The organism is Flavobacterium sp. GW823-FHT04A11 (assembly GCF_058796535.1).
In genome coordinates, this window is sequence record NZ_CM179503.1 from 1,060,088 (window position 1) to 1,084,558 (window position 24,471).

The window sequence follows — 24,471 nt, forward strand, 5'->3', positions numbered from 1 at the left end:
ATTATGGATAATTTTTTTGTCAGAAGACCGATAGTCGCCATTGTACTATCCATATTTATCGTTATTGTTGGAGGACTTTCTATTCTTGGAACTCCCATTGCACAATATCCTGAAATTGCACCGCCTTTGGTACAAGTTTCAACAAGCTATCGCGGTGCCAATGCCCTAAATGTTGAACAAGCCGTTGCAACGCCAATCGAACAAAAAGTAAACGGAGTTGAAAACATGCTCTACATGCAATCGACTAATACAGGTGATGGGAGTATGACGTTAAACATAACATTCGACATGGGAACAGATTTGGACATCGCCACCATGCTTACCCAAAACAGAGTAAACGAAGCCACAAACAAATTACCAAACGATGTAAAGACAACGGGAGTTACAACCAAAAAGTCACTTTCGATGCCTATGTTAATTTTATCCCTCTACTCACCCAACAAAACATTCGACAATAATTTTCTGACCAATTATGCCAGCATAAATTTGGTCGATGCATTGGCACGTATCAAAGGGGTTGGAGAAGTTACGCTTTACGGAGGAAGTAATTATGCGATGCGAATTTGGGTCAAGCCCGATATCATGGCCAAGTACAACCTGACTGTTCCTGATATTATTCAGTCTATTAAAGAGCAAAATGCCATTTCGCCCGGAGGAAAATTTGGCGCTCCGCCTGCAAAAGACAACAATGAATTTACCTATAACGTAACACTGAAAGATCGTTTGGTCAATCCGGAAGATTTTGAAAATATTATCCTCAAATCCAACATCAGCAATCAACAAGTTCGGCTTAAAGATATTGGAACTGTCACATTAGGAACCGAAAGTTACGCCTCTGTCGCAAAACTAAACGGAAGTCCCGCCGGAACTATAGGAATTAAGCAAATGCCGGGTTCCAATGCTTTGGAAGTTGCCGAAAATGTCAAAAAAACCATTGAACAATTAAGTAAACGTTTCCCACAGGATTTAAAATACCGTGTTTCATTAGACACTACTTTAGCCATTTCTGAAGGAATAAACGAAATTATGCATACTTTGATAGAAGCTATTATTCTGGTAATCATTGTAGTATTTATCTTTTTGCAAAACTGGCGCGCCACTTTAATTCCGTTATTAACCGTTCCTGTTTCTCTCATTGGTGTTTTCATGCTTTTTCCGCTTTTAGAATTTTCAATAAACGTACTTTCCCTTTTGGGATTGGTTCTCGCTATCGGAATTGTAGTTGATGATGCCATAGTTGTCGTCGAGGCCGTTATGCATCATATCGAACACGGAATGTCTGCAAAAGAAGCCACCAATCAGGCGATGAAAGAAGTTTCAGGACCGGTAATTGCCATTGCCATTGTTTTAACAGCAGTATTTATTCCTGTTGCATTAACGCCGGGAATTACAGGAAGATTGTATCAGCAATTTGCCATTACAATTGCTATATCTGTGATTTTCTCTGCTTTAAGCGCTTTAACTTTAAGTCCGGCTTTATGTTCGTTATTACTAAAACCAAATCAGGAAGCAAAAGGCTGGCTCGGAAAATTCTTTGCTGCTTTCAACAGAAAATTTGGAGCTTTTACAGACAAGTACACTGGTTTTTCAGGATATTTAATCAGGAAAACAGCACGGAGTTTTATTTTCATCGGAATTCTCGTTGGAGCCATTATTCTTTTGGGAGGAAAAATTCCGGGAGGATTTGTCCCCGAAGAAGATCAGGGATATATGTTTGTGAATATTGAATTGCCCGGTGCTTCTTCTCTGGAAAGAACCGGAAAAGTAATTGAGAAAATCGAACATATATTATCTAAAAATAAAGGTGTTGAATATTACACCTCGGTTGCCGGATTCAGTTTAATCAAAAACTCTGTTGCAACCAATAATGGTTTTTTCTTTGTAGCATTAAAAGAATGGAAAGAACGCGAACAGGATGTTTTTCAAATTCTGAAAGAAGTAAACGGAAAAGTAGTTTTCGGAATTCCCGAAGCCACAGTTTTTGCTTTTGGACCGCCGCCCATTACCGGAATTGGAAATGCGGCCGGATTTTCCATGATGCTTCAGGACAAAGAAGGAAATACACCCCAATATCTTTTTGAAAACGCACAGCGATTTATGGCCGAAGCCAGGAAAAGACCAGAAATTGGAACTATAAGAACCACTTTTAATCCGAATGTTCCCCAGATCAGTCTTGATATTGATCGTGAAAAAGTCACGGAACTCGGTCTTTCATTATCCGATGTAAATCTCGCAATTGGCGCCAGTTTGGGAGGTCAATATATTAATGAATTCAATAAATTTGGAAGACAGTATATTGTACTGCTTCAGGCAGATCCAAGTTTTACGGTAAATCCGGAAGACATCAACAAAATATTTGTTCGAAGTCGGGACAACAAAATGATTCCAATTTCGAGTATTGCCACAATCAAAAAAGAAAGCGGACCAGAATTCACAACCCGATTCAATCTATATCGTGCTGCAGAAATTGGTGGAACACCGGCACCGGGATTTACTTCCGCCGATGCCATGAACGCTTTGCAGGAAACAGCAGCAAAAGTATTGCCCGCAGCCATGGATTATGAATGGGCGAATATGAGTTTTCAGGAAAAACAAGCCGAAGGAAAAGGAAATACCGTTTTTATTATGGCATTGGTTTTTGTATTTCTAATTCTCGCCGCGCAATACGAAAGCTGGAAACTGCCCTTTAGTGTACTTCTCGGAACTCCTTTTGCTGTTTTTGGTGCTTTTTTAGGATTATATCTCTGCCGATTATTTAGTCCCGATTATGTCAATAATGTTTTTGCGCAAATTGGTCTCGTAATGTTAATTGGTTTAGCGGCCAAAAATGCTATTTTGATTGTAGAATTCGCCAAGGAAGAATATGAAAAAGGAATGCCCGTTGTTGATGCCGCACTTTATGCCGCAAAACTTCGCTTCCGCCCTATCTTAATGACGGCCTTTGCTTTTATTCTGGGAGTTGTTCCTTTATTAACGGCTACCGGAGCCGGAGCACAAGCCAGAAAAGTAATGGGAATGACGGTTTTTAGCGGAATGCTTGTCGCCACTGTTTTAGGAGTTTGTTTAATTCCTGTACTCTTTGTATTTATTGAAAGTTTTGGTAAAAAACATTCAAAAGAAACTGATGAAACTAAAAAACAGGAATGATGAAAAATCTAAAATTAGTAACAGCATTACTTTTGATGGCAATTTTTCCTTACGCATGTATGGTTGGACCAAAATATGCCAAGCCCGAAAAACCAAAAGCAGATTCTTTTTTGCATGGAGAACACAGTACCGACTCGACAAATTCGGTAACAACCATAAAATGGTCAACGATATTTAATGATCCCGTTTTAATTGGTTTGATTGAAAAAGGAATTCAAAACAATTTAGATTTAAAAATAGCCATCGCGCGTTTAGAACAGGCAAAAGCCAATTTAGGAATTGCGAAAGCTGATCTATTTCCTGCTTTTCAATACTCAGGGCAAGTAAATAGTGCCCAAACTATGATTCAGCCAACTTCTTTATTGGCCAATATGTCTTGGGAATTGGACTTTTGGGGAAAATACCGCCATCAGACAAAAGCATTTCAAAATGATCTTCTGGCTACTGATGAAGCCCGAAAAGTCGTTCTTTCTGATATTGTAAGCAATATTGCGATTTCGTATTTTGAAATGCGTGACTTCGACAATCAGTTAGAAATTACGATTAACACTTTAGAAACCAGACAAAAAGCGTACGACATTATTAACGAACGTTTTTTAAGCGGTTACGTAGCCGAATTGGATAAAGTGCAAATTGAGCAGCAAGTAGCGATTGCCGAAGCTAATATTCCGGCGATCAAAAGACAAATTACAGCGCTTGAAAATTCCATTTCGATTTTAGTTGGCCAGGTTCCGCAACCTATTGAAAGAGGAAAAACCAATAGCGAATTACTGATTCTAACTAATTTTCCAACCTCGGTTCCTTCGGCATTATTAGAAAACAGACCCGATGTAAAACAAACCGAACTTTTATACCGTGCTTCTTTTGAGAGAATTGGAGTTTCACAAGCCATGCGATATCCTTCTTTTAATATTGGAGCGATTGCGGGTTTTACAAGTGTTATGGTGGGAGATTTATTTAATGATGGTTCGTATACTCAAAATGTTGGCGCCGGAATTGCAGGTCCGATTTTTAATTTCGGAAAAAACAAACGCCGCGTTGATGTAAACCGTCAAATTGCCGAAGAACGAAAATTCGATTTCCAGAAAACGTATTTAATAGCGATTTCTGAAGTTGAAAATTCACTACAAAACGTAGCAACCTACAAAGAAGAATGGGCTGCCAGAAACCGACAAGTTATTGCTGCCCAAAAAAATTACGATTTATCAAATGCCAGATATTACAATGGTTATGTTTCCTATTTAGAAGTTCTGGACGCACAAAGATCTCTATTTGAAGCACAATTAAGCCTCTCGCAATTAACCCAAAAACAACTAAGTTCGATGGTTCAATTGTATAAAGCACTCGGCGGAGGGTGGAATTAGTTTTTTTTTGAGGTACAAAGGTGCAAAGGTGCAAAGGTTCAAAGAAAAGATTCTAAGGTTCTGAGTTGCTAAGGTTCTAAGTTTAAAACTGATTTTATAAAACAAAAAAGCATCAGCTACAGCTGATGCTTTTTTAAAATCTTTGTACCTCTGTACCTTTGCTACTTTGAACCTCTAACTAGCAATACTCATTAAAAGCATCTTGAAGATTCTCAGCGATTAATTCAGCTGGACGACCTTCGATGTGGTGACGCTCTAACATGTGAACCAATTCTCCGTTTTTGAACAAAGCCATAGAAGGCGATGATGGAGGAAAAGGAAACATATGTTGTCTTGCAGCATCAACAGCTTCTTTGTCAACACCAGCAAAAACAGTAATTAAGTGATCTGGTTTTTTAGCTCCTTCTAAACTCATTTTTGCTCCCGGACGTGCATTTCTTGCAGCACAACCGCAAACAGAGTTTACAACAACTAAAGTGGTACCTTCAGCTTTGATAGCATTATCTACAGCGTCAGCACTATGTAAATCTTGAAAACCTGCAGCTGTTAATTCAGCTTGCATTGGTTTTACCATTTCTTCTGGATACATATTTTTATCTTTTAAATTTTACTTTTGAACTGCAAAGTTACAAAGTTTACTCGCAACTCGTTAATCTGAAGTATAAAGTTTTGTTATAGTTCGATTGTTAAGTTTTACAGTGATAAAAATACTTAATGGTTTGATTGCTAAATAGCTAAACTTTCTGTTTTTATTTTCTTATCCGGAAACTGATAATTGTGTTGTTTCAAGTAACTATTTCGGCCTCTTATTTTATGTCTCGTCGCAAAAACAGTCGATTTATTTTGTTCCGGAATTTCAATGGTAGAAAGATAACTCGTCAAATATTTTTTGAGTATTTCAATGTTCTCAATGTCAATAGAATAAATAATCTTTTTGCCTTCGTTTTTGATATTGACCAGATTTGCTTTTTTCAATTCTAATAAATGTTTCGATATTGTCGATTGTGCTAATGGAATTAATTCAACTATTTCACCACAAGTTCTGTTATTTCTTTTCCATAATAGCGTCATAATCTCAATTCTTGTCGGATGTCCGAGTGCTTTGCAGATTTTCCCTATGGCCTTTGTCTCGAGATCAAAATTTAAATGTTTGGTAATTCCCATAATTTGCCCATTAATTATTATCGTAAATGTGCGATTACAGTAATCACACATTATTTTTGAATTGGCAAAACTAGATGTTAAAGGAATTTTTAATCACCTGAAAAAGTTCTTAAAACAAAAGAATAAGACAATTTTTTATACCAGTCAAATCTGTGTTTAAGCGTATCAACTGTTTTTTACGATATGGAATTTAAGGCTCGCAGATTTGGCAGATCGAGCAGATTTTTTGATATTTATTTGAAGTAATATTAAAATCGAAAATTCTGCGTAAAACATTTATTTAAAAATAACCCGAAATAATGCTTTAATAAAAGGCAATTTTGGACATTTTGAAATCACTTTAAAATCCTCTATTAGAGTAGTTTCTTCATCCAGAAATTTAAAAATCAAAGTCGGATTTCCTTTTTTGAATAAGGACGAAAAAATAACACTTCCCAGTTCATTATTACGATGCAGAATATCCAAAAGCAGTAAGTCATAAAACCAAAATCTGTTTTTCTTGTAAAACGTCGTCATGCTGAGCGGAGTCGAAGCGCTTTTACCTTGAAGAAAATCCACTAATTCACTTGATTTTTTATCCGAATTTCTAAAAGTGTAACCCGTACTCGCTTTTGTCCAGCCGCCGGCAGTTCCAATATTTAAAACCTTTTTTGTGTTTTTCTCCCAAAAAGGATAACAAGTCATCGGGATACTTCCCTGCTCTTTTTCCTGAATTTCAAAGTTTCGTATTCCGAGTTGTTCTAAATAAATCCCAATCTCATTTTCGTATTCTTCTTTAGGAAGAAGGTTTTCAGAAAACAAAGTATATTCAACCAAAGCTTCGTTTTTAGAAGTCGGTAAAACATACATAAAACGCGTATTGCCTTTTTGTTCTACCGAAAAATCCATAAAAGTTGCTTCTTCCGGATTGAAGATTTCGGTTTCGGTTTTCACAAACCAACCCACAAAATGCTGCTGTAAAACTGGATATTTTTTCTGATTTAAAGCTAAAGCTTTGGTATAAATGCTGTTGAATAAATAATCGCAAGTATATCTGTTTTGTTCTGTCCCAACAAAAACGTGTGTTTCAAGTTCATTGATATCCGTTACTTTTTCATTTACAAAAACAATGTTTGAATGCTTAGAAAGTTCATCAAATACAAAATTATAAAAATCAATTCCTCTAATTTGATTGTATTGATAAGGCTTCAACGCCAAATCGCGTTTAAAATTTTCATTGGCAAATAAAGCCGAATTCCATTTTTTGAAGATAATAGAGTTCCAGATTGTTTCTTCTTTTGCCCAAAAACACCAGGTTCTGTCATTGGTTTTCTTTTGATTTTCATCTAAAAGCAAAATCGACTTATCTGTAAAATTTCCAGACAAAACCATTTTATAAACGGTCATTAAAGAAGCTAAACCCGTTCCTGTAAAAATGTAGTTGAAGTGTTTTATTTCTGAAGAATTCATTTTCAAAAATAAGGAATTTTATTCTTTTAGTTTTTCTAAAATGATTTTAAAATCTTTTGGATTCAGATAGTTGTTATACTGCAGAATAATTTCGTTTTTCTCATTCAAAACACACAAAACGGGATAAACAATTTGCTTATTGATTTTTCCGAGTTGCAAAGCCAATTCATGAACTCCAACATTATTTCCGGTTGGCTGATATTTAAATGTTTGATTATTAAATGAAATATTCCGTTTATCCTCAGCGTTAAAATCAATAAAATAGAAATCTGAGTTTAGCTTTTCTATAATTTCTTTGTTTTTGAAAGTTGTAGTTTTCATTCTTTTGCAATACTGACACCAATCAGTATGAATAAAAACAATGATTTTTCGTTTTTGAATTTGCTGTAAGCTATCCACTTCCTCAAAAGATTTGCTTTGAAGCTGACAAAATCCTGTTGAAGTTATTCCGAAGAAGATTATAAGAAGTATTAGCTTTTTCATTTTGTTTATCTTTTATCCCGATTGTCACCCTGAGCGGAGTCGAAGGCTTGAATGTTGGAACGGGCTTCGACTCCGCTCAGCCTGACAAATGTTCATCGATTACTATGTCCGCGACAACCCGTTTAATCAGCCTAATCTGTGTGCCATAAAATCATTTTATCTCAAAGTATATCGCAACCCAAAAAAACCGCGAATCGTTTGGTTTTGTCCGTAAACGTATGTGGTGTCAAAAGTCAAACCATACGGATTATCGGGCGTAACCAATACTTTTCCCGACGAATCGTATTGTACATTTTTATCAAAAGGGTCATTGCTTCTCGAAATCAAAAACGGGTTATGCTGCTTTGGAGTAAAGTTCAGCAAATTTTTGATTCCGCCGTACACTTCAAAGTTTTTCCAGCCTGTGTATGTGAATTGAATATTCTGAATGCTGTACCAAGGCGAATTTGGATCTCTAGGATCGTATTCGCTCAATAAAGGCAATTTCATCGGACTGTAAACATTTCCGGTATAATCTAACAATAAATTTAGCGATTCTATTTTATACGAAATACTCCAGGTTCCGGTAAATTTCTCGGTTAGAAAAGGTCTTTCTGAAATTCCATTCTGAACATTTTTATTGTCTAAAATTGTAGCGCCAAGAATAAACTTTAATCCGTTTGTGAAATTCAAATCAACATTCGTACTCATTCCCTGACTGATGGCGTATCCATCGATATTATCATAAATGATTTTATTCGGGTCGGTTTCATAATCAGATATAATCTTATTACTGAAACGGGTATAAAAAGCCGTAGTTTCAATTCCGATAAAAGTGCCGTTCGTAAAGTTAATTTTTTGAATATAATTCAGATTGGCATTGACGGATTGTTCCGGTTTCAGATCATTTGCGATCACAACATCTCTTGAACCCGTAAGCGCCGCGTGATCTTCGGTAAATAGGTTGACAACTCTAAATCCGGTTCCGGCGTTGAATCTAAAAATTGTGTTTTCATTTTTCTTCCATCTGTAAGCAAATCTTGGGGTAAAAATAGAACCATGAATCGAATTGTAGTCGTAACGCATTCCCAACAAAACCTGACTTTTCGGCGAAAGCGTAATTTCATCCTGAACAAAAATTCCCGGTAACCAAGTACTTTCTGCTTCCTTTGTTGCCGTGGTATTATCGTCATAATACGAATAGCGATTGGCGATTCCGGCAAGAAAATCATTTCGACCAATTTTTTTATCCCATGTTAATTGCAAGAAACCAATTTTCTGATTGGCGATAAATGATGTTGTGCCGTAACGGCTGTCCTGATAATGAACGTTTCCGGAGAACGAAAGCATCAGTTTTTCTTCAAAAGGCAGTTGGTAACTTCCAATTAATTCGCCTCTTTTGGTATAAATACTTTCTCCGTAAATCTCATCTCCGCCACGGTATTTTTTCTCCCAACGAACATCTCCGCCCCAGCGATCCTCATACATTCCACGGGCTGCGATCGTAAAAAGGCGATTATTATTTCGCTGAAAACTCCATTTATTAAAAACCGAAATTCTTTCAGAAAGCGTTACATCGGTAAAATTGTCTTTGTCTCTATCGATAACCTGATCGTAATTGAAGTAGTTGACTCCCAAAAGTGCTGTTGCTTTTTTCCCGACATTAAATTTTGTTCCCAAATCCAGATTGCTTTCAAAATAAGAAGTTGTAAAATAATCGGCAGAAAAAACCGGGGCATTTGTTGGGTTTTTAGTGATAATGTTGATTAAACCGCCAACAGCTTCACTTCCGTAAAGAGACGAAGCAGGTCCTTTTACGATTTCGATTCGTTCGACCAATGAATTCGGAATTCCGGATAAACCGTAAACGGTCGAAAGACTGCTTACAATTGGCATTCCATCAATTAAAATCAAAGTATACGGACCTTCCAATCCATTAATATGAATATCTCCCGTATTACAAACACCACAATTCAACTGCGGCCGAACTCCGTTGATATTTTGAAGCGCTTCGTAAATACTTGCAGTTGGATTCTTCTTGAAGAAAACCGTTGAATAAACCTCAACCGGAACAGCACTTTCTAATCTTTTGACTGCCTTTAAAGTTCCGGAAACTACAACTTCGTTAAGCTGGTTATCGTTGTCTTCTAAATCAAAATCAAGCGTAATATTTTGTCCGCTTACATTTGAAAATCTTTGGGTTAATGGTTTAAATCCAGTCGAGGTCACCTGAATTTTCCCATCTCCAATTGCTACATTTTCAAAAGCATAATATCCTAAACTATCTGAAACTGTTTTTTGGTCTGTACCTAATAAATGAACGTTTGCGGCTTGTATCTTTCTTCCATTTCCAGAAATAAAACCAGAAATTTTGATAGTTTCCTGGGCAAAAGAAAAGTGTAAATTAAATAATATCAATATCCAAATTGAATTTTTCATCGTGGTAAAATTATATTTAGACAAATCTAAAAATTAAATTTGACAAATAATGATTCCGTAATTATATTTTTTAATTCGATTTAATTCAATATGTTATATTTTCTTTTTAAACACATAGAAACATAGATTTTCTAGTTGCTATATTTAAGAATATAAAAAAAGCAAGCTATCACACATAGTTTATGTTTAGTTACAGCAAAGTGAAACACCATTCCAACAGCTTCAAAAGCTATGTTTCTATGTGTTTAAAAATAAGCAGCAAAAATTTATCTAAAATCCTCATCAATAAGTTCTTTATTAATTATGGCTCCTGCAAAAGATCCCGTAGAAACCGCAATTGCAACAGATCGCATTTGCGTGGTACAATCTCCGCTGGCATAAACACCTGCGACATTCGTTTTTTGCATCATATCAACTTTTAGAAGTCCTTGTTCGTTTATCTCACAACCCAAATCGTTTGGCAAAGAACAATGCTGCTCAAAAGGCGGTCTTGCATATATGGCTTTAACGGCAACTTCTTCCTGGTTTTTGAAAATGATTTTCTCTACATATCCGTTTGTATGTTCAAAGGAATCTATTTCTTCTTCGAAAATCTGAATATTATGTTTCTTCAGGATTTCGGTTTGTTCTAATGTCAAAGTCGATTTTCCATTGGTACACAATCTCAAATCTTTTGTCCAGTTGGAAATCAGTTTTGCGTATTCAAAACCCATTTCGCCATTCGTAATGATCGCTGTTTTTTCATTCTTTACTTCATAACCATGACAATACGGACAATGTAAAATCGAAATTCCCCAACAATCTGCAAAACCGTTGATCTCTGGAAGTAAATCTTTAACTCCCGTTGCAAAGAGAATTTTTCGCGAAGTGAAAACTTCTCCGGACGCTGTGGTTATTTCAAATCCGCTTTTAGTTTTTATCGCTTTTGTAGCAAGTCCGTTATAAAAATGAACTGTTTTATAAAGATCTACTTGTAATTTGGCTTTCGCCGAAATAATAGCAGGCTTCTCTCCGTCTTGTGTCAGGAAATTATGAGAATGCGGCGTTTGCCTGTTGCAAGGCAAGCCGCTGTCTATAATCAAAACTTGACGCAGAGATCTTCCCAAACTCATGGCGGCAGATAATCCGCTGTAGCTTCCGCCGATGATAATCACTTCAAAATTCTTCTGTTCCATAATTTTAATGATTTAATTTTTTGTGTAATTTATAATTAATCAAATGCCCGATAATCATTCCTGCTCCTCCAAAATAAATGAGATCAAGATGGATCTCTAAAAAAATTTCACTCAAAATGCTCATCCAAATTAAGCTCATTGAAACAATCAAAATAGAAGAAACCAAAAGACTTGATTTTTTCGTAATTTTGAGGATTGCAAATAAGCCTATCGAAGCAAATACTAAATCGATTATTGGGTTGTGAATTACACCTAATGGAAGGATTGTTAAAAGTGGAAAAATCAAACAATGAACGAGGCAAATTGTTGCGCTTGAAATTCCTAAAATATCGTAAAAGGATGTTGTTGTTTTCTTCATTTCTTGTACATTTGCTTAATGCAATCATGTTGCAAATATACACATTTAAATCAAACGCAACATAGTTGCGTTAAATATTATTTATTCATATCAAATGAAAACAACACGTAACACTACAGCAAAGACAGCCGTTTTAGAGGTTTTTGAGAAATCTAAAACAGCGCTCTCTCATACCGAAATTCAAAAAAAATTAAACGACGTTTGTGATCGTGTTACCACGTATAGAATTCTCGATCGATTGGTAAATGACGATATTATTCATAAGATTTCTAATCTTGATGGAACAGTAAAATATGCAAAATGCAATCATTCGCATCAGCGTGTACACATACATAATCATGCTCATTTTAGCTGTGAAAATTGTCATGAAATTACTTGTCTTGAGAATGTAAAACCAAGTTATATTATGCCGCATAATTATAAAGTGAAAGAGATAAATTTCACCTTATCAGGATTGTGCCCAAATTGTTTAAATTCTAACATTTAAGATTTAGACTAGCCTAAAAATATTGTTGTGCGAATATAATTTTTCTCTATATTTGTTAAAACAACATTTTCACAATGACCAAATCTTTAGAAGAAGTTCACCAATCGGTTGCAACAGAGCATAAAAAAACAGGATTCAGAAAAATATTAGCCTTTTTAGGTCCCGCCTATTTAGTAAGCGTTGGATATATGGATCCCGGAAACTGGGCAACAGACATTGCTGGCGGTAGTCAGTTTGGGTATTCTTTACTTTGGGTTTTGCTGATGAGTAACTTAATGGCTTTGCTATTGCAGAGTTTAAGTGCACGACTCGGAATCGTGACACAACGTGATTTGGCACAGGCTTCGAGAGAAACCTATTCGAAGTTTATCAATTACATTTTATACTTCCTTGCAGAAATTGCCATTGCGGCCTGCGATCTTGCCGAAGTTTTGGGAATGGCAATCGGAATTAATTTATTATTTGGAATTCCGCTTATCGAAGGTGTTTTAATTACCGTTCTGGATACTTTCATTTTATTATTCCTGATCAACAAAGGAATCCGAAAAATGGAAGCGTTTATTATCGCTTTAGTTGCCATTATTGGATTTTCATTTATTTTCGAAATGATTTTTGCTGAACCTGAACTCGATAAAGTGATTTATGGATTAATTCCGTCGATTCCAAGTTCTGCCGCTCTATATATTGCCATCGGTATTATTGGTGCAACGGTAATGCCACACAACCTCTACTTACATTCTTCTTTGGTGCAAACCAGAAAATTTGACAGAACTCCCGCCGGAATCAAACAAGCATTGAAATATAATTTCATCGATTCTACGATTGCGCTAAACTTGGCATTCTTTGTAAATGCTGCCATTTTAATTTTGGCCGCAGCGACATTTTACAAAAACGGAATGTTTCAGGTTGCCGAAATTCAGGATGCGCACGAATTTTTGGAACCACTTTTAGGAACAAAATGGGCGCCAATATTATTTGCCGTTGCCTTAATTGCTGCCGGACAAAGCTCGACTGTAACAGGAACTTTAGCCGGACAAATCGTAATGGAAGGTTATTTGAATTTAAGAATTCAGCCTTGGGTTCGCCGAATAATAACCCGTTTAATCGCCATTGTTCCAGCCGTTGTTGTAATTCTGATTTATGGAGAAGGCGTAACTGGAAAACTTTTAATCCTAAGTCAGGTGATCTTGAGTTTACAATTGGGTTTTGCCATTATTCCGCTGATTCACTTTGTTAGCGATAAAACAAAAATGAAAGGTTTTCATATCTCAAGAATTACCCAAATCGCTGCGTGGATCATTGCTACGATTATTGTTTCACTGAATGCAAAATTGGTTTATGATGAAATCTCTTCCTGGCTTGAAAGTTCCAATCATCCGGTATTACTGTGGATAACTGTTGTTCCGCTTGCATTTGGCTTTCTTGGTTTGCTGCTTTATATCGTATTCAAACCTTTTATTGCCAGAATAAAATCGAATATCGAAAATCATTCACCTCATCATTTAAAATTAGAATACACGCCAAAACAACTTTACAGCAAGAAAAACATCGCCATTTCTGTCGATTTTTCTAAAGCGGATGAAGCTGCTTTAAACAATGCCTTCGAACTGGGCGGAATTGACGCAAAATACACCTTAATTCACATTGTAGAAACCGTTGGAGCATTAATGTACGGCGGTCATGTTGACGATCACGAAACAACAGTTGACGAAAAATTATTGTTAGAATATCAGCATATGCTTTCGCAAAAAGGATTTAACATCAAAACAGAACTTGGTTTCGGAAAACCTAACACCGTGATTCCGAAGATTATCAACGAGGGAAATTTTGATATTTTAGTAATGGGAACCCACGGCCACACTGGCTTAAAAGATATTTTATTTGGTACAACCGTAGACAAATTGAGACATAAAATTTCAATACCTTTGTTGATTGTTAAAAAATAGGTTCAAAGTATCAGAGTTGCAAAGGCACAAAGGTTTAAAAACTTTGAACCTTTGTGCCTTTGTAGCTTTGAACCTCAAAAAATAAAAAAATGACTTTTTCAGAAGAAAACTATCTTAAATCGATATATCATCTTACGGCTTCAAACGATGCTGAAGTAAGCACCAATGCTATTGCTGAAATGATGGAGACAAAAGCTTCATCGGTTACGGATATGCTTAAGAAGCTTTCTGACAAAGATTTGGTAAATTACAAAAAGTATCAGGGAGTTTCTTTAACCGAAAACGGAAAACTGGCCGCAAAAATGATTGTTAGAAAACACCGTTTATGGGAAGTGTTTTTGGTCGAAAAACTGAATTTTACCTGGGATGAGGTTCATGATATTGCAGAACAGCTGGAGCACATCAAATCGGAACAATTGATTAACCGTCTGGATGATTTTCTTGGAAATCCAACGGAAGATCCACATGGAGACCCGATTCCGGATGCGAATGGCCGAATTATCAAGATTGAAAAACAATTGCTTTCTGAATTAACAGAAAATCAAATTGGAATTTGTGTTGGTGTAAAAGATACTTCTTCTGAATTCCTGAAATATCTCGATAAACAAGAAATTGCATTGGGTTCTAAGATTGAATTCCTTTCACGAGAATCCTTCGATTTGTCGGTAAAAATTAAAATTAATAGTAGAGAATTATCTATTTCCAATAAAATTGCTTCTAATTTATTTGTGAAGCTGGTTTAGGGGGTGTTTCACAAAGCTTCACTAAGATTTTATTTCTTTTGTAAAGCTTATAATAAATCTGATTATGAATTTTGATTTACTTTTTTATATAATTTTCCAGATTCCACTAGCTTATATTATCTTCAAACAAGATCAACTACACAAGCCTGGTGTTTTACTAAAGTTCTTCGCTTTTGCATTAATATTATGTATAGCAGGAGCGTATTTCTTTTATGACAAAGATTTTTCTTCACAAAAACTAAGTTATTTTGGCTCGCAAACATCCTTAATCTTTTTATTTCTTTATAAAATTATCCGGGATATTTATTATCCCATTTTCTTAAGAGAACCCGAATTTTCAAAAGCGCCAAAATACAAAATTGACATATTTCCAACACTGATTATTTTTACAGGAACAATTACATTACCTTTTATAATCGATACTTTTCTTGTTCAAAAATTTATATCTAAAACCTAAACAATCCCCTTCTCGATCATTTCTAGCATAACCGGAGATGCATTTTTAAATGTTGGTTCTTGTTCGATGATACTTCCTGCATTTTTCTTGTTTACTTTAAAAGTCACATCATTATCTGTGGTGAACAAAAGCGCTGTCAAAAATGGATTTTTGATATAAGATCCTAATACTAATAAAGCTTCGTCTAAAGAATGAATGCTTTCTGTTTCTTCTGTTTTGTAACGGGAAGTCAATGAAATGGAATAAGTATTGTCTTCGTTTAAAACCAAACGAAAATAAATATTCTTAATCTCGGTATCACCAATGGTTTTTGCTAAAGTTAATTTGGCAAAAGTGCCGGCCTGAATGCTTTCTTTGACGCGTTCGCAAAAAAGAGCGAATATTGGTTCGTACATTTTTTTAAGTTGCTAAGTTTTTTTTTACCGCAAAGTTCGCTAAGATTTACGCAAGGTTCGCAAAGAATTGTATAAATTTTCTTTGCGAATCTTTGTGTTGCTCTGTGGTACAACAAATTATTTCCCTGTAAATTCAGCTTTTCTTTTCTCTAAAAATGCTGTGGTTCCTTCTTTAAAATCCTGGGTTCCGAAACATTTTCCGAATGATTTTATTTCAGTATCAAAACCATTTTTGCCGTCTGTATAATTGGCGTTGATTGCTTTTATTGCTTTACTGATCGCAAATGGTGCGTTTTTAATGATTTTTTGAGCAATTACATTTGTAAAAGACAAAAGTTCAGCTTGTGAAACAACGTGGTTTACTAAACCATATTCTTTTGCTTCTTCAGCAGAAATCATGGCTGCGGTCATAATCATTTCCATCGCGCGTCCTTTACCCACTAATTGTGGCAAACGCTGTGTTCCTCCGTAACCCGGAATCAATCCTAAAGTTACTTCCGGCAATCCCATTTTTGCATTGTCTGAAGCTACTCTGAAATGACACGCCATTGCCAGTTCTAATCCACCGCCAAGCGCAAAACCATTAACGGCAGCAATTACGGGTTTCTTTAAATCCTGAATATAATCGAATAAAGTTTCTTGTCCTTCGGCAGCCAATTGAGCGCCTTCAACAACAGTATAATTGGCAAATTCTGAAATATCGGCTCCGGCCACAAATGCTTTTTCTCCACTTCCTGTAATGATAATCACACGAACATCATCATTTTTACCCAATAATTTTACCGCTTTGCTCAAATCACTAATAGTTGCTTTGTTTAAAGCATTCAGTTTTGTAGGTCGGTTTATAGTTACGGTTGCAACTTTTTCTTCGATAGAAATTAAAAGATTTTCGTAGTTCATGACAGTGGTTTTATGAGTTTGTGATAGGCAAGGAAACTATAAATGTGGTTCCTTTTCCGTAAGTTGATTCAAAGGTAATTGTTCCTTTGTAATTTTCGATAATGTTTTTAATAATTCCGAGACCAAGACCCATTCCGCTGGTTTTAGTAGTGAATTTTGGTTCGAAAATTCTACCGGTATCTTGTTTCTGAATTCCGATTCCGTTGTCTTTTACCGCAATTTCAACATTATTATTTCTTCTTTTTACAGTAACCAGAATCGATTTTTGAAATTGACTTTCCGGAATTGCCTGAGTTGCGTTTTTCACTAAATTGGTAATCACACGAATCAATTGCGTACGATCCATTTTAGAAATAATTTCCTGTTCTTCACTTTCAAAAACAATATAATCTTCGTTGAAAATATCCAAAGCCAATTCGACAACCTCAACTACATTTAGAGTTTCGTTTTGTTGTGCCGGCATCGAAGCAAAATTTGAAAATGCAGAAGCTACAGCAGTCATCGTATCAATTTGCTGAATCAAAGTTTCGGAGTAATCGTTCATCTTCTGCTTGACGTCAGGATCATTCGGATCAAATTTTCTTTGGAAACTCTGAACCGTTAATCGCATCGGTGTAAGCGGATTTTTAATTTCGTGTGCTACTTGTTTTGCCATTTCACGCCAGGCTTCTTCACGCTCGCTTTGCGCCAATTTTATGGCACTGGTTTCTAGTTTATCCACCATTCCGTTGTACGCTTTGATTAGGAAATTGACTTCTTTGCTATTGGCTTCCAAAACAATTTTCTCGTTTTTCTGATCCAAATTCGTCTCTTCTAATCTGTCTGAAATGGTTTTTAGTGATTTTGTTATATAAGTGGAAAGAAAATACGCCAATGCAAAAGCTACAATAAGCATAAAAGAATAAACCTGACTTAAACGAATTAAGAACGTATTTAATTCATTGTCATAATAACCGTCGTCTTCTAAATATGGGAGATTTAAAATTCCTAATGGTTTGAATTTTTCATCTTTAATTAAACTGTAAGAGGATCTGTTTTTGACTCCGTCGATGGTTTTAATATCTACAAAACGCTTTTCGATAGAAGAACGCACTAATTTCAGAATATATTCCGGAATGGGCGGCGCTACTTTGTCAACTGCAAAAGATTCTTTGGAGGATTTCAGTAATTTCCCGTCAAGGCTGTAAATATTGATTTCTATTTTATGAATCTGAGCTAACTCGTGAATTTTATCTTTAAAAATCAAATCCAGATTTCCAGTTTTTAAAGGATAAGTTGTCGTATTTAAAACATAATTGATGTGTTCTTTTACGGCATTTTCTTTTCGTTCTAAACGTTCCTGATGGTATTCTTTAGCTTCTGTTTTAAACTGAATAATCGAAATGGAAGCCAATAAAAATGATGCCACAACAATCAATACAATCATCGACAGGAAAATCCTAACGCGCAGTGAAAGCATCGACATTTTGAAGTTATTTAGCATAAATTTTAGTATTCGGTCTCAGTCCCAGTCGCAGTCTCAGCATAAACTGAAAACTGGGACTGAGACTGAAAACTATTTCTTTTCGCGTATTCTCTTATAAAACCTAAATCCCAACATAATAATAATAGAAAATAAAAAGATTCCGATAACGCCGAAAATCCAGTTGATGGCGCTTTTTAAAACGACTAAAAATACAACTGCAAACAATATTATAGTGGCGCCTTCATTCCATAAACGCATGAAGTTGTTGGAATATTTCACCTCATCATTTTGCAATTGTTTGAATATTTGATGGCATTTTGCATGATATAAATATAAAAGGAAAACGAAACACAACTTTACGTGCATCCACGGCATTTTCAGCCAGGCGTTTCCTAAATCAGTAAAAAACAACATCCAAAAAGCAAAAATACTCGCTAAAACTGCTGAAGGCCAAGTAATAATATACCACAAACGGTACGTCATTATTTTGTATTGTGCCTGCAAAATTTCCTTTTCGGGAGATGGTTTTTCATTGGCTTCTATTTGATACACAAACAAACGCACAATATAAAACAATCCCGCAAACCAGGTAATTACAAAAATAAGATGCAATGATTTTAAATAGTTATAATATTCCATGCTTTTTGTTTCAAGTTTGAAGTTTCAGGTTTTTTTTAAAGTTGATTTTCACGCAACAATCTTTGTTCTTTACTCTTTACTCTATTTTCTACTATTTAGCCCAATCGTTAATCCAGTTACTCACGGTTTGACACCATTCATCATCATCATTCAAACACGGAATTGCTAAAAACTCTTCTCCTCCTTTTGCTTCAAAATCTTCTTTGGCGCGCATCGCGATTTCCTCCAAAGTTTCTAAACAATCCGAAACAAAAGCCGGTGTCACAACCGCTAATTTCTTGATTCCTTTTGCCGGCATGTTATCAATTTCTACGTCAGTATAAGGTTCTAACCATTTATCACCCGCCAAACGCGATTGAAAAGTCAGACTGTATTTGTTTTCCGGAATTCCTAATAATTTTACTACTTGTTTTGTAGTTTCATAACATTGGTGACGGTAGCAAAAATCGTGTGCTGCTGAAGGCGTGTTACAACAAGAACCATCAATTTTACAATGTGATTTCGTTACATCTGTTTTGCGAATGTGACGCTCCGGGATTCCGTGATAAGAGAACAGCAAATGATCATACTCAAAACCTACTAAATGTTTCTGAATTGAATCTGCTAAGTTTTTGATATAATCCGGTTTATTGTAAAAAGCAGGAACATCTGTAAAAGTCATTTGTGGAAATTTCTTTTTACGAATTTCTTCCGCTTTAACCAAAATAGTTAAAGTTGAAGCCATAGCATATTGCGGATATAACGGAAAAAGCATTACTTCTGTCACTCCTTTATCGTGCAATTCCTGAAGTCCTTTTTCTATTGTCATTGATCCGTAACGCATTGCCAAAGCAACCGGAACATTTACCAATGGCTGTACTTTTTTCTGCATTCTTTCTGAAAGAACAACTAAAGGAGAACCTTCATCCCACCAAATTTTTGCGTAAGCATGCGCTGATTCTTCCGGTCTTTTTCTTAAAATAATCCCACGAACCAACAACGCTCTTAATAAATACGGAACATCGATCACGTATTTATCCATTAAAAATTCGTCTAAATATGGTTTTACATCTTTTGTAGTTGGACTTTCCGGAGATCCTAAGTTTACTAATAATACGCCTTTCATTATTGTTTTTTTTGCTTTAGGCTTTAAGCTTTAGGCTTTAAGCGTTGTTTTTTTAATTTTCGTCAAAAGTATTGTATGTTACTTTTTAGAAATATGATAAATATTACTTTTTATTGATGTTATTATTTATAAAATTGATGCTTTAAAACATCTTTAATATTTATATTTTTTAAATAGTTCTTCTAAAGATTTGTACTCTTCTTCTGTTCCGAAGTTTTCTGTCTCGATTCCTTTTTTATAACCAATAAAATAAAATTGCCCACACGAAAGACAAATTTTAGCAATACCTGAAATTTCGTTATTTTTTCTAAAAACCAAAATATCCCTATACTCCGGTGCGCAGGCTTTATTTAATTCAAACATCTTTAAAGAAAATTTCTCGACAAAAACATCATTTCTTAAATACTCAACGTCTTTTTGGGATAATTTAAACTTTGAAAATCCCGTAGAATTAATTGTTTTAAAAAAAACATTATTATCTAATTTATCTGGAAATTCAGAATAAAGAATATTGTTTAGAATAGAATCTTTAACACCTTTCCTATTATTCCCGACTATTTCTACTTCTTTATTTTTATTTAATGAATAATATTCAACGCGATCAAAATCAAAAAACATTTTTTCTTCTTTTGATTTACAAGACAATATTATGAAAAACAATAAAGCTATTGAATATCTTCTAATCATTAAACATTCGTATTAATTGACATCAAATACTTCTTCGGAGTTGTAGCAAATTTCTTTTTGAATGCCGCTATAAAGTGACTTCCGGTGCTGTAGCCAATTTTCAATCCAACTTCGTTAACATTATAAGATCCGCTATCCAATAGTTTTCGGGCGAAATCCATTTTGTAATCGAATAGAAAACCATAAACCGTATCGCCGTAGATTTGTTTGAAACCCATTTTCAGTTTTTTCAAATTCAAACCAATTTCATCTGCCAGCTCTTGTAATCCGGGCGGTTCAGCCATATTGGCGATGATGATTTCTTTGGCTTTTCGAATCTTCAAAACGTTATCTTCATCAATCAAAAACGGACATTGTTCTGCATTTGGATCTTCGGTTCTGTTAAAATACAAGCTCAGTAATTCGTATCCTTTTCCTTTATAGTAAAGGTTTTTTATGGATGGATGAAGGTTGTAATGAAACAATTGACTTAACACAATAGCCATAGAAGGACTGATATTTCCCTCGTTATAATACTTTTTGTCCTTATTATCAGGACTTAAAAAAGTAATATAATCTGCTTCTGCAGAAAACAACGCGTGAAATTTTTTAATCGATACAATAACTGAAATCACCCAGGAATTTGGAGCCAACTCTAAATTCAATGGCAATTCTTTCTGTGGATTGTACAAAAGCAATGATTTTTCTTCTTTCAAATCTAAGGCATACGTACCCTGATTAAACAAAAATTTGGCATTCCCTTTTATTCCGAAATGAAACTGTATCAAGCCACTACCAACTTCATGCTGTCCAAAAAATGGTTCTGAACTATCGTTTTGAAAACGGATTAGCGTAAAGTCATCTTCAATTTTTATAATTTCCTGAGAACTCATAGCGATATTTTTTTTAGATAAAAATCAAAGCAAGAGGAAAATGTTATTTAGAATCACTCTAAACAAATCAATTCTAACAAGTTGATTTTGCTACAAAAATACTTCTTTTTGCATAAAAACAGCTCTTTAGAAACAAAAAAACATGTAGCGACACAAATAGTACTTTGAGCGTTACTTTTGTAAACACTATAATGATAATTTTGTTGCACTTTTATGAAAGTGAATTTATGGAAAACAATAACGTACCGAAACACCTATATTTTTACGCAGTTGGTCTGAGTTATAAAAAAGCTGATGCTGAGGTTAGAGGTCAATTTAGTTTGGATGCCGTTGCGAAAACGCGATTGCTGGAACAGGCTAAAACAGAAGGAATAGAAAGTTTACTTGTCACTTCGACATGCAACAGAACCGAGATCTATGGTTTTGCAGAACACCCTTTTCAATTAATAAAATTAATTTGCGATAATAGTAACGGATCTGTAGATGCTTTTCAGAAAGTGGGATTCGTTTATAAAAATCAGGAAGCGATTAATCATATGTTTCGCGTAGGAACTGGCTTAGACAGTCAGATTCTGGGCGATTTTGAAATTATATCTCAAATTAAAACCAGTTTTACACATTCAAAATCTCTTGGTTTGACCAATACTTTTATGGAAAGATTGGTAAATGCTGTAATTCAGGCGAGCAAAAAAATTAAAAACGAAACTGAGATCAGTTCAGGTGCTACTTCGGTGTCTTTTGCATCGGTACAATATATTATTAAGAATGTTGAAGATATTGGTAATAAAAACATTTTACTTTTCGGAACAGGCAAAATCGGAAGAAATACCTGCGAAAATCTTGTAAAACATACCAAAAACGAACATATCACTTTAATCAACAGAACGAAAGACAAAGCTGAGAAATTGGCCGGAAAACTAAATTTGATTGTTAAAGATTATTCAGAATTACACTTAGAACTTCAAAAAGCAGATGTTGTTGTTGTGGCTACAGGCGCGCAAAACCCAACGGTTGACAAAGCGATTTTGAATCTTAAAAAACCTTTGTTGATTTTAGATTTATCGATTCCGAAAAACGTTAATGAAAATGTAGAGGAAATAGAAGGCGTAACCTTGATTCACATGGATTATTTGTCTCAATTGACAGATGAAACTCTTGAAAACAGAAAATTACACATTCCCGCTGCTGAAGCTATTATCGAAGAAATCAAGGAAGAATTTGTTACGTGGACAAAAGGACGAAAATTTGCGCCAACCATAAATGCTTTAAAAGAAAAACTGAATCAGATTAAAGTTTCAGAATTGGATTTTCAAAGCAGAAAAATTGCTGACTTTAATGAGGCTCAAGCTGAAATCATCAGCAACAGAATCATTCAAAAAATCACTACCCATTTTGCAAACCACTTAAAAGACGACGACACGATGGTCGATGAAAGCATCGAATGGATCGAAAAAGTCTTCAAAATAAAAGCATCTTAAAAACATAAACTCTTTTCACCATATAAGTTATATAAGTTCATTTAAAATTCCTGGCCGCAACGCTTAATTACTTATATAACTTATATGGTGGAAAAACAGTAAAACATGGCTGAAAAAACAATCAGAATTGGAACTCGCGATAGCGAACTGGCACTTTGGCAAGCACATACTGTCGAAAAAAAACTAAACGATTTAGGTTATAAAACTACGATTGTTGCGGTAAAATCTACAGGTGACATAATTCTTGACAAACCACTGTACGAACTCGGAATCACCGGAATCTTTACTAAAACGCTGGACATTGCTATGATCAATGGTGATATTGATATTGCAGTTCATTCCATGAAAGATGTACCAACGGCTTTGCCAAAAGGTATTGTTCAGGCGGCAGTTTTAGAAAGAGCCAATGTTTTAGACATTTTAGTTCATAAAGGAAATCCTGATTTTTCAAATCCAAGTACGATTGCAACCGGAAGTTTAAGACGTCAGGCGCAATGGTTTAATAAATACCCAAATCATACAGTGGTTGATTTACGCGGAAACGTAAACACACGTATGCAAAAACTACAAGACAATAACTGGGACGGAGCTGTTTTTGCTGCTGCAGGTTTGGAGCGCATTAACCTGAAACCAGGAAATTATATAGATTTAGATTGGATGATTCCGGCACCGGCACAAGGAGCAATGCTGGTTGTGGCAATGGAAAATGACAATTATACGCTTGATGCGCTTTCGCAATTAAACCATATCGAAACTGAAATCTGTACTTATATCGAACGCCAGTTTTTAAGAACGCTGGAAGGCGGTTGTACAGCGCCAATAGGGGCTCTAGTTAATTATAACGAAGATGAAGATACTTTACATTTTCAAGGTGTTTTACTTTCGCTTGACGGAAAACAAAAACTTGAAATCGACAAAACGGTTGACATTGCAGAATGGAAAAAACTGGGATTCTTCGCTGCTCAGGAAATTTTGAACAATGGCGGAGCAGAATTGATGGCATCTATTAAAGAATCTCTAAAAAAATAATGGCAAAATCAATTCAGATATTATCTACGAAAAAGCTATCGGGCGAACATAAACAGGCATTGGTAAAAGCCAATATTGAAGTGATCGAATCTGATTTTATTCAAACTCAAAACAAACCTTTCGAATTAAAAGACCTCAACGAGAACTTGATTTTCACGAGTCAGAATGCGGTTCACAGCATTTTATCAGATCCAAAATCAGAAGAACTGAAACGCAAAAATGTTTTTTGTGTGGGTTTAAAAACCAAAATTCTTTTATCTGAAAACGGATTTAATGTCGTGGCTTATACCGGATATGCATCTGATTTAGCAGAAATCATCACTTTAATTTATCGCAGTGAAAGCTATACTTTCTTTAGCGGAAATCTTCGTCGGGAAACCTTACCAAAAGCGTTAAAAGATGCTGACGTGAAATTCAATGAAATTCAGGTTTATGAGACGTCATTAACGCCTCAGAAAATAAAAACGGCAGTTGACGGAATTCTATTTTTTAGTCCTTCCGGTGTTGAAAGTTATTTGAAAGAGAATAACATTAAGAAAGAAACCTGCTTTTGCATTGGAGAAACCACTGCTGAAGCTTTACATAAAATAACAAAAAACATCATCATTGCAGCTCAGCCAACGGTTGAGGATGTCATTGAGGATGTCATAGAAGAATATAAATAAAAACCTTTGTGACTTTGTCCCTTTGTGGCTTTGCACCTAAAATAA

23 protein-coding genes are annotated in these 24,471 nt (G+C 35.2%); 9 read left to right on the forward strand and 14 right to left on the reverse strand.

What is annotated here, in order from left to right; translation table 11 throughout:
- Positions 1-3: 3 nt before the first annotated feature.
- Positions 4-3,147 carry an efflux RND transporter permease subunit gene (locus AC3QL1_RS04670; RefSeq protein ID WP_492495517.1) on the forward strand — a complete coding sequence of 1,048 codons (3,144 nt, stop codon included), beginning with the start codon at positions 4-6 and terminating at the stop codon, positions 3,145-3,147.
- The gene (locus AC3QL1_RS04675) at positions 3,144-4,511 is read left to right on the forward strand and encodes an efflux transporter outer membrane subunit (RefSeq protein WP_492495519.1); all 1,368 of its coding nucleotides are present in this window, start codon (positions 3,144-3,146) and stop codon (positions 4,509-4,511) included. Before AC3QL1_RS04670 ends, AC3QL1_RS04675 begins: the two co-directional genes overlap by 4 nt.
- Before the next feature lie 178 nt (positions 4,512-4,689).
- Here the strand turns inward: AC3QL1_RS04675 and AC3QL1_RS04680 are convergent, their stop codons facing one another.
- The 7 genes from AC3QL1_RS04680 to AC3QL1_RS04710 form a co-directional block, all read right to left on the reverse strand.
- Positions 4,690-5,100: a BrxA/BrxB family bacilliredoxin gene (locus AC3QL1_RS04680; protein WP_029271207.1), complete on the reverse strand. Its 411-nt coding sequence runs from the start codon at positions 5,098-5,100 to the stop codon at positions 4,690-4,692.
- 137 nt (positions 5,101-5,237) lie between these two features.
- Positions 5,238-5,675, reverse strand: coding sequence for an ArsR/SmtB family transcription factor (locus AC3QL1_RS04685; protein WP_492495521.1), 438 nt, complete (start codon positions 5,673-5,675; stop codon positions 5,238-5,240).
- Positions 5,676-5,951: 276 nt separating this feature from the next.
- Positions 5,952-7,124 (reverse strand): lycopene cyclase family protein, encoded by a 1,173-nt coding sequence (locus tag AC3QL1_RS04690; protein ID WP_492495523.1) that lies wholly within the window; start codon positions 7,122-7,124, stop codon positions 5,952-5,954.
- Between the two features lie 18 nt (positions 7,125-7,142).
- On the reverse strand, positions 7,143-7,607 hold the full coding sequence (locus AC3QL1_RS04695) for a thioredoxin family protein (RefSeq protein ID WP_492495524.1): 465 nt from the start codon (positions 7,605-7,607) through the stop codon (positions 7,143-7,145).
- Positions 7,608-7,763: 156 nt separating this feature from the next.
- Positions 7,764-10,025, reverse strand: a complete 2,262-nt coding sequence (locus AC3QL1_RS04700) for a TonB-dependent receptor (protein ID WP_492495526.1) — start codon at positions 10,023-10,025, stop codon at positions 7,764-7,766.
- Positions 10,026-10,291: 266 nt separating this feature from the next.
- Positions 10,292-11,200, reverse strand: a complete 909-nt coding sequence (locus AC3QL1_RS04705; RefSeq protein ID WP_492495528.1) for an NAD(P)/FAD-dependent oxidoreductase — start codon at positions 11,198-11,200, stop codon at positions 10,292-10,294.
- Positions 11,201-11,204: 4 nt separating this feature from the next.
- Positions 11,205-11,558, reverse strand: a complete 354-nt coding sequence (locus AC3QL1_RS04710; RefSeq protein ID WP_492495530.1) for a MerC domain-containing protein — start codon at positions 11,556-11,558, stop codon at positions 11,205-11,207.
- Positions 11,559-11,652: 94 nt separating this feature from the next.
- Here AC3QL1_RS04710 and AC3QL1_RS04715 point away from each other — a divergent pair, with 94 nt between their 5' ends.
- The 4 genes from AC3QL1_RS04715 to AC3QL1_RS04730 all read left to right on the forward strand — a co-directional run bounded on the left by AC3QL1_RS04715 (position 11,653) and on the right by AC3QL1_RS04730 (position 15,191).
- Positions 11,653-12,045 (forward strand): Fur family transcriptional regulator, encoded by a 393-nt coding sequence (locus AC3QL1_RS04715; protein ID WP_492495532.1) that lies wholly within the window; start codon positions 11,653-11,655, stop codon positions 12,043-12,045.
- 74 nt (positions 12,046-12,119) lie between these two features.
- Entirely contained in the window at positions 12,120-13,991 is a 1,872-nt protein-coding gene (locus AC3QL1_RS04720) for an Nramp family divalent metal transporter (RefSeq protein ID WP_492495534.1), read from the forward strand.
- Between the two features lie 89 nt (positions 13,992-14,080).
- Positions 14,081-14,734 (forward strand): metal-dependent transcriptional regulator, encoded by a 654-nt coding sequence (locus AC3QL1_RS04725; RefSeq protein WP_492495536.1) that lies wholly within the window; start codon positions 14,081-14,083, stop codon positions 14,732-14,734.
- A gap of 64 nt (positions 14,735-14,798) precedes the next feature.
- A complete protein-coding gene (locus AC3QL1_RS04730) occupies positions 14,799-15,191 on the forward strand; it encodes a hypothetical protein (protein ID WP_492495538.1) in 393 nt (130 codons plus the stop codon).
- On the opposite strand, the gene AC3QL1_RS04735 is transcribed toward AC3QL1_RS04730, so the two are convergent.
- From AC3QL1_RS04735 to AC3QL1_RS04765, 7 genes are all read right to left on the reverse strand, one after another.
- A complete protein-coding gene (locus tag AC3QL1_RS04735) occupies positions 15,188-15,586 on the reverse strand; it encodes a hypothetical protein (RefSeq protein ID WP_492495540.1) in 399 nt (132 codons plus the stop codon). The genes AC3QL1_RS04730 and AC3QL1_RS04735 overlap by 4 nt on opposite strands.
- Before the next feature lie 117 nt (positions 15,587-15,703).
- Positions 15,704-16,486, reverse strand: coding sequence for an enoyl-CoA hydratase/isomerase family protein (locus AC3QL1_RS04740; protein ID WP_492495542.1), 783 nt, complete (start codon positions 16,484-16,486; stop codon positions 15,704-15,706).
- Between the two features lie 10 nt (positions 16,487-16,496).
- A complete protein-coding gene (locus AC3QL1_RS04745; RefSeq protein WP_492497530.1) occupies positions 16,497-17,912 on the reverse strand; it encodes an ATP-binding protein in 1,416 nt (471 codons plus the stop codon).
- A gap of 129 nt (positions 17,913-18,041) precedes the next feature.
- On the reverse strand, positions 18,042-18,590 hold the full coding sequence (locus AC3QL1_RS04750; RefSeq protein WP_492495543.1) for a CopD family protein: 549 nt from the start codon (positions 18,588-18,590) through the stop codon (positions 18,042-18,044).
- Positions 18,591-18,681: 91 nt separating this feature from the next.
- Positions 18,682-19,695 (reverse strand): ferrochelatase, encoded by a 1,014-nt coding sequence (hemH, locus tag AC3QL1_RS04755; RefSeq protein WP_492495545.1) that lies wholly within the window; start codon positions 19,693-19,695, stop codon positions 18,682-18,684.
- A gap of 153 nt (positions 19,696-19,848) precedes the next feature.
- Positions 19,849-20,382 carry a hypothetical protein gene (locus AC3QL1_RS04760; RefSeq protein ID WP_492495547.1) on the reverse strand — a complete coding sequence of 178 codons (534 nt, stop codon included), beginning with the start codon at positions 20,380-20,382 and terminating at the stop codon, positions 19,849-19,851.
- Positions 20,382-21,254, reverse strand: a complete 873-nt coding sequence (locus tag AC3QL1_RS04765) for a helix-turn-helix domain-containing protein (RefSeq protein WP_042563598.1) — start codon at positions 21,252-21,254, stop codon at positions 20,382-20,384. The genes AC3QL1_RS04760 and AC3QL1_RS04765 overlap by 1 nt, the downstream gene beginning before the upstream one ends.
- Positions 21,255-21,481: 227 nt before the next feature.
- Between AC3QL1_RS04765 and hemA the strand changes: the two genes are divergently transcribed.
- The 3 genes from hemA (at position 21,482) to AC3QL1_RS04780 (ending at position 24,426) form a co-directional block, all read left to right on the forward strand.
- Complete coding sequence (gene hemA / locus AC3QL1_RS04770) at positions 21,482-22,732, forward strand: glutamyl-tRNA reductase (RefSeq protein ID WP_492495549.1); 1,251 nt, start codon at positions 21,482-21,484, stop codon at positions 22,730-22,732.
- Between the two features lie 105 nt (positions 22,733-22,837).
- Positions 22,838-23,761: a hydroxymethylbilane synthase gene (gene hemC, locus AC3QL1_RS04775; protein ID WP_492495551.1), complete on the forward strand. Its 924-nt coding sequence runs from the start codon at positions 22,838-22,840 to the stop codon at positions 23,759-23,761.
- Positions 23,761-24,426, forward strand: coding sequence for a uroporphyrinogen-III synthase (locus AC3QL1_RS04780; protein WP_492495552.1), 666 nt, complete (start codon positions 23,761-23,763; stop codon positions 24,424-24,426). Before hemC ends, AC3QL1_RS04780 begins: the two co-directional genes overlap by 1 nt.
- The last annotated feature ends 45 nt before the right edge of the window (positions 24,427-24,471 follow it).

Excerpts from the sequence above, each read along its gene's own strand:
- AC3QL1_RS04670 (WP_492495517.1), top strand. The coding sequence starts at position 4 with ATGGATAATTTTTTTGTCAGAAGACCGATAGTCGCCATTGTACTATCC.
- AC3QL1_RS04675 (WP_492495519.1), top strand. The coding sequence starts at position 3,144 with ATGATGAAAAATCTAAAATTAGTAACAGCATTACTTTTGATGGCAATT.
- AC3QL1_RS04680 (WP_029271207.1), bottom strand. The coding sequence starts at position 5,100 with ATGTATCCAGAAGAAATGGTAAAACCAATGCAAGCTGAATTAACAGCT.
- AC3QL1_RS04685 (WP_492495521.1), bottom strand. The coding sequence starts at position 5,675 with ATGGGAATTACCAAACATTTAAATTTTGATCTCGAGACAAAGGCCATA.
- AC3QL1_RS04690 (WP_492495523.1), bottom strand. The coding sequence starts at position 7,124 with ATGAATTCTTCAGAAATAAAACACTTCAACTACATTTTTACAGGAACG.
- AC3QL1_RS04695 (WP_492495524.1), bottom strand. The coding sequence starts at position 7,607 with ATGAAAAAGCTAATACTTCTTATAATCTTCTTCGGAATAACTTCAACA.
- AC3QL1_RS04700 (WP_492495526.1), bottom strand. The coding sequence starts at position 10,025 with ATGAAAAATTCAATTTGGATATTGATATTATTTAATTTACACTTTTCT.
- AC3QL1_RS04705 (WP_492495528.1), bottom strand. The coding sequence starts at position 11,200 with ATGGAACAGAAGAATTTTGAAGTGATTATCATCGGCGGAAGCTACAGC.
- AC3QL1_RS04710 (WP_492495530.1), bottom strand. The coding sequence starts at position 11,558 with ATGAAGAAAACAACAACATCCTTTTACGATATTTTAGGAATTTCAAGC.
- AC3QL1_RS04715 (WP_492495532.1), top strand. The coding sequence starts at position 11,653 with ATGAAAACAACACGTAACACTACAGCAAAGACAGCCGTTTTAGAGGTT.
- AC3QL1_RS04720 (WP_492495534.1), top strand. The coding sequence starts at position 12,120 with ATGACCAAATCTTTAGAAGAAGTTCACCAATCGGTTGCAACAGAGCAT.
- AC3QL1_RS04725 (WP_492495536.1), top strand. The coding sequence starts at position 14,081 with ATGACTTTTTCAGAAGAAAACTATCTTAAATCGATATATCATCTTACG.
- AC3QL1_RS04730 (WP_492495538.1), top strand. The coding sequence starts at position 14,799 with ATGAATTTTGATTTACTTTTTTATATAATTTTCCAGATTCCACTAGCT.
- AC3QL1_RS04735 (WP_492495540.1), bottom strand. The coding sequence starts at position 15,586 with ATGTACGAACCAATATTCGCTCTTTTTTGCGAACGCGTCAAAGAAAGC.
- AC3QL1_RS04740 (WP_492495542.1), bottom strand. The coding sequence starts at position 16,486 with ATGAACTACGAAAATCTTTTAATTTCTATCGAAGAAAAAGTTGCAACC.
- AC3QL1_RS04745 (WP_492497530.1), bottom strand. The coding sequence starts at position 17,912 with ATGATTGTATTGATTGTTGTGGCATCATTTTTATTGGCTTCCATTTCG.
- AC3QL1_RS04750 (WP_492495543.1), bottom strand. The coding sequence starts at position 18,590 with ATGGAATATTATAACTATTTAAAATCATTGCATCTTATTTTTGTAATT.
- hemH (WP_492495545.1), bottom strand. The coding sequence starts at position 19,695 with ATGAAAGGCGTATTATTAGTAAACTTAGGATCTCCGGAAAGTCCAACT.
- AC3QL1_RS04760 (WP_492495547.1), bottom strand. The coding sequence starts at position 20,382 with ATGATTAGAAGATATTCAATAGCTTTATTGTTTTTCATAATATTGTCT.
- AC3QL1_RS04765 (WP_042563598.1), bottom strand. The coding sequence starts at position 21,254 with ATGAGTTCTCAGGAAATTATAAAAATTGAAGATGACTTTACGCTAATC.
- hemA (WP_492495549.1), top strand. The coding sequence starts at position 21,482 with ATGGAAAACAATAACGTACCGAAACACCTATATTTTTACGCAGTTGGT.
- hemC (WP_492495551.1), top strand. The coding sequence starts at position 22,838 with ATGGCTGAAAAAACAATCAGAATTGGAACTCGCGATAGCGAACTGGCA.
- AC3QL1_RS04780 (WP_492495552.1), top strand. The coding sequence starts at position 23,761 with ATGGCAAAATCAATTCAGATATTATCTACGAAAAAGCTATCGGGCGAA.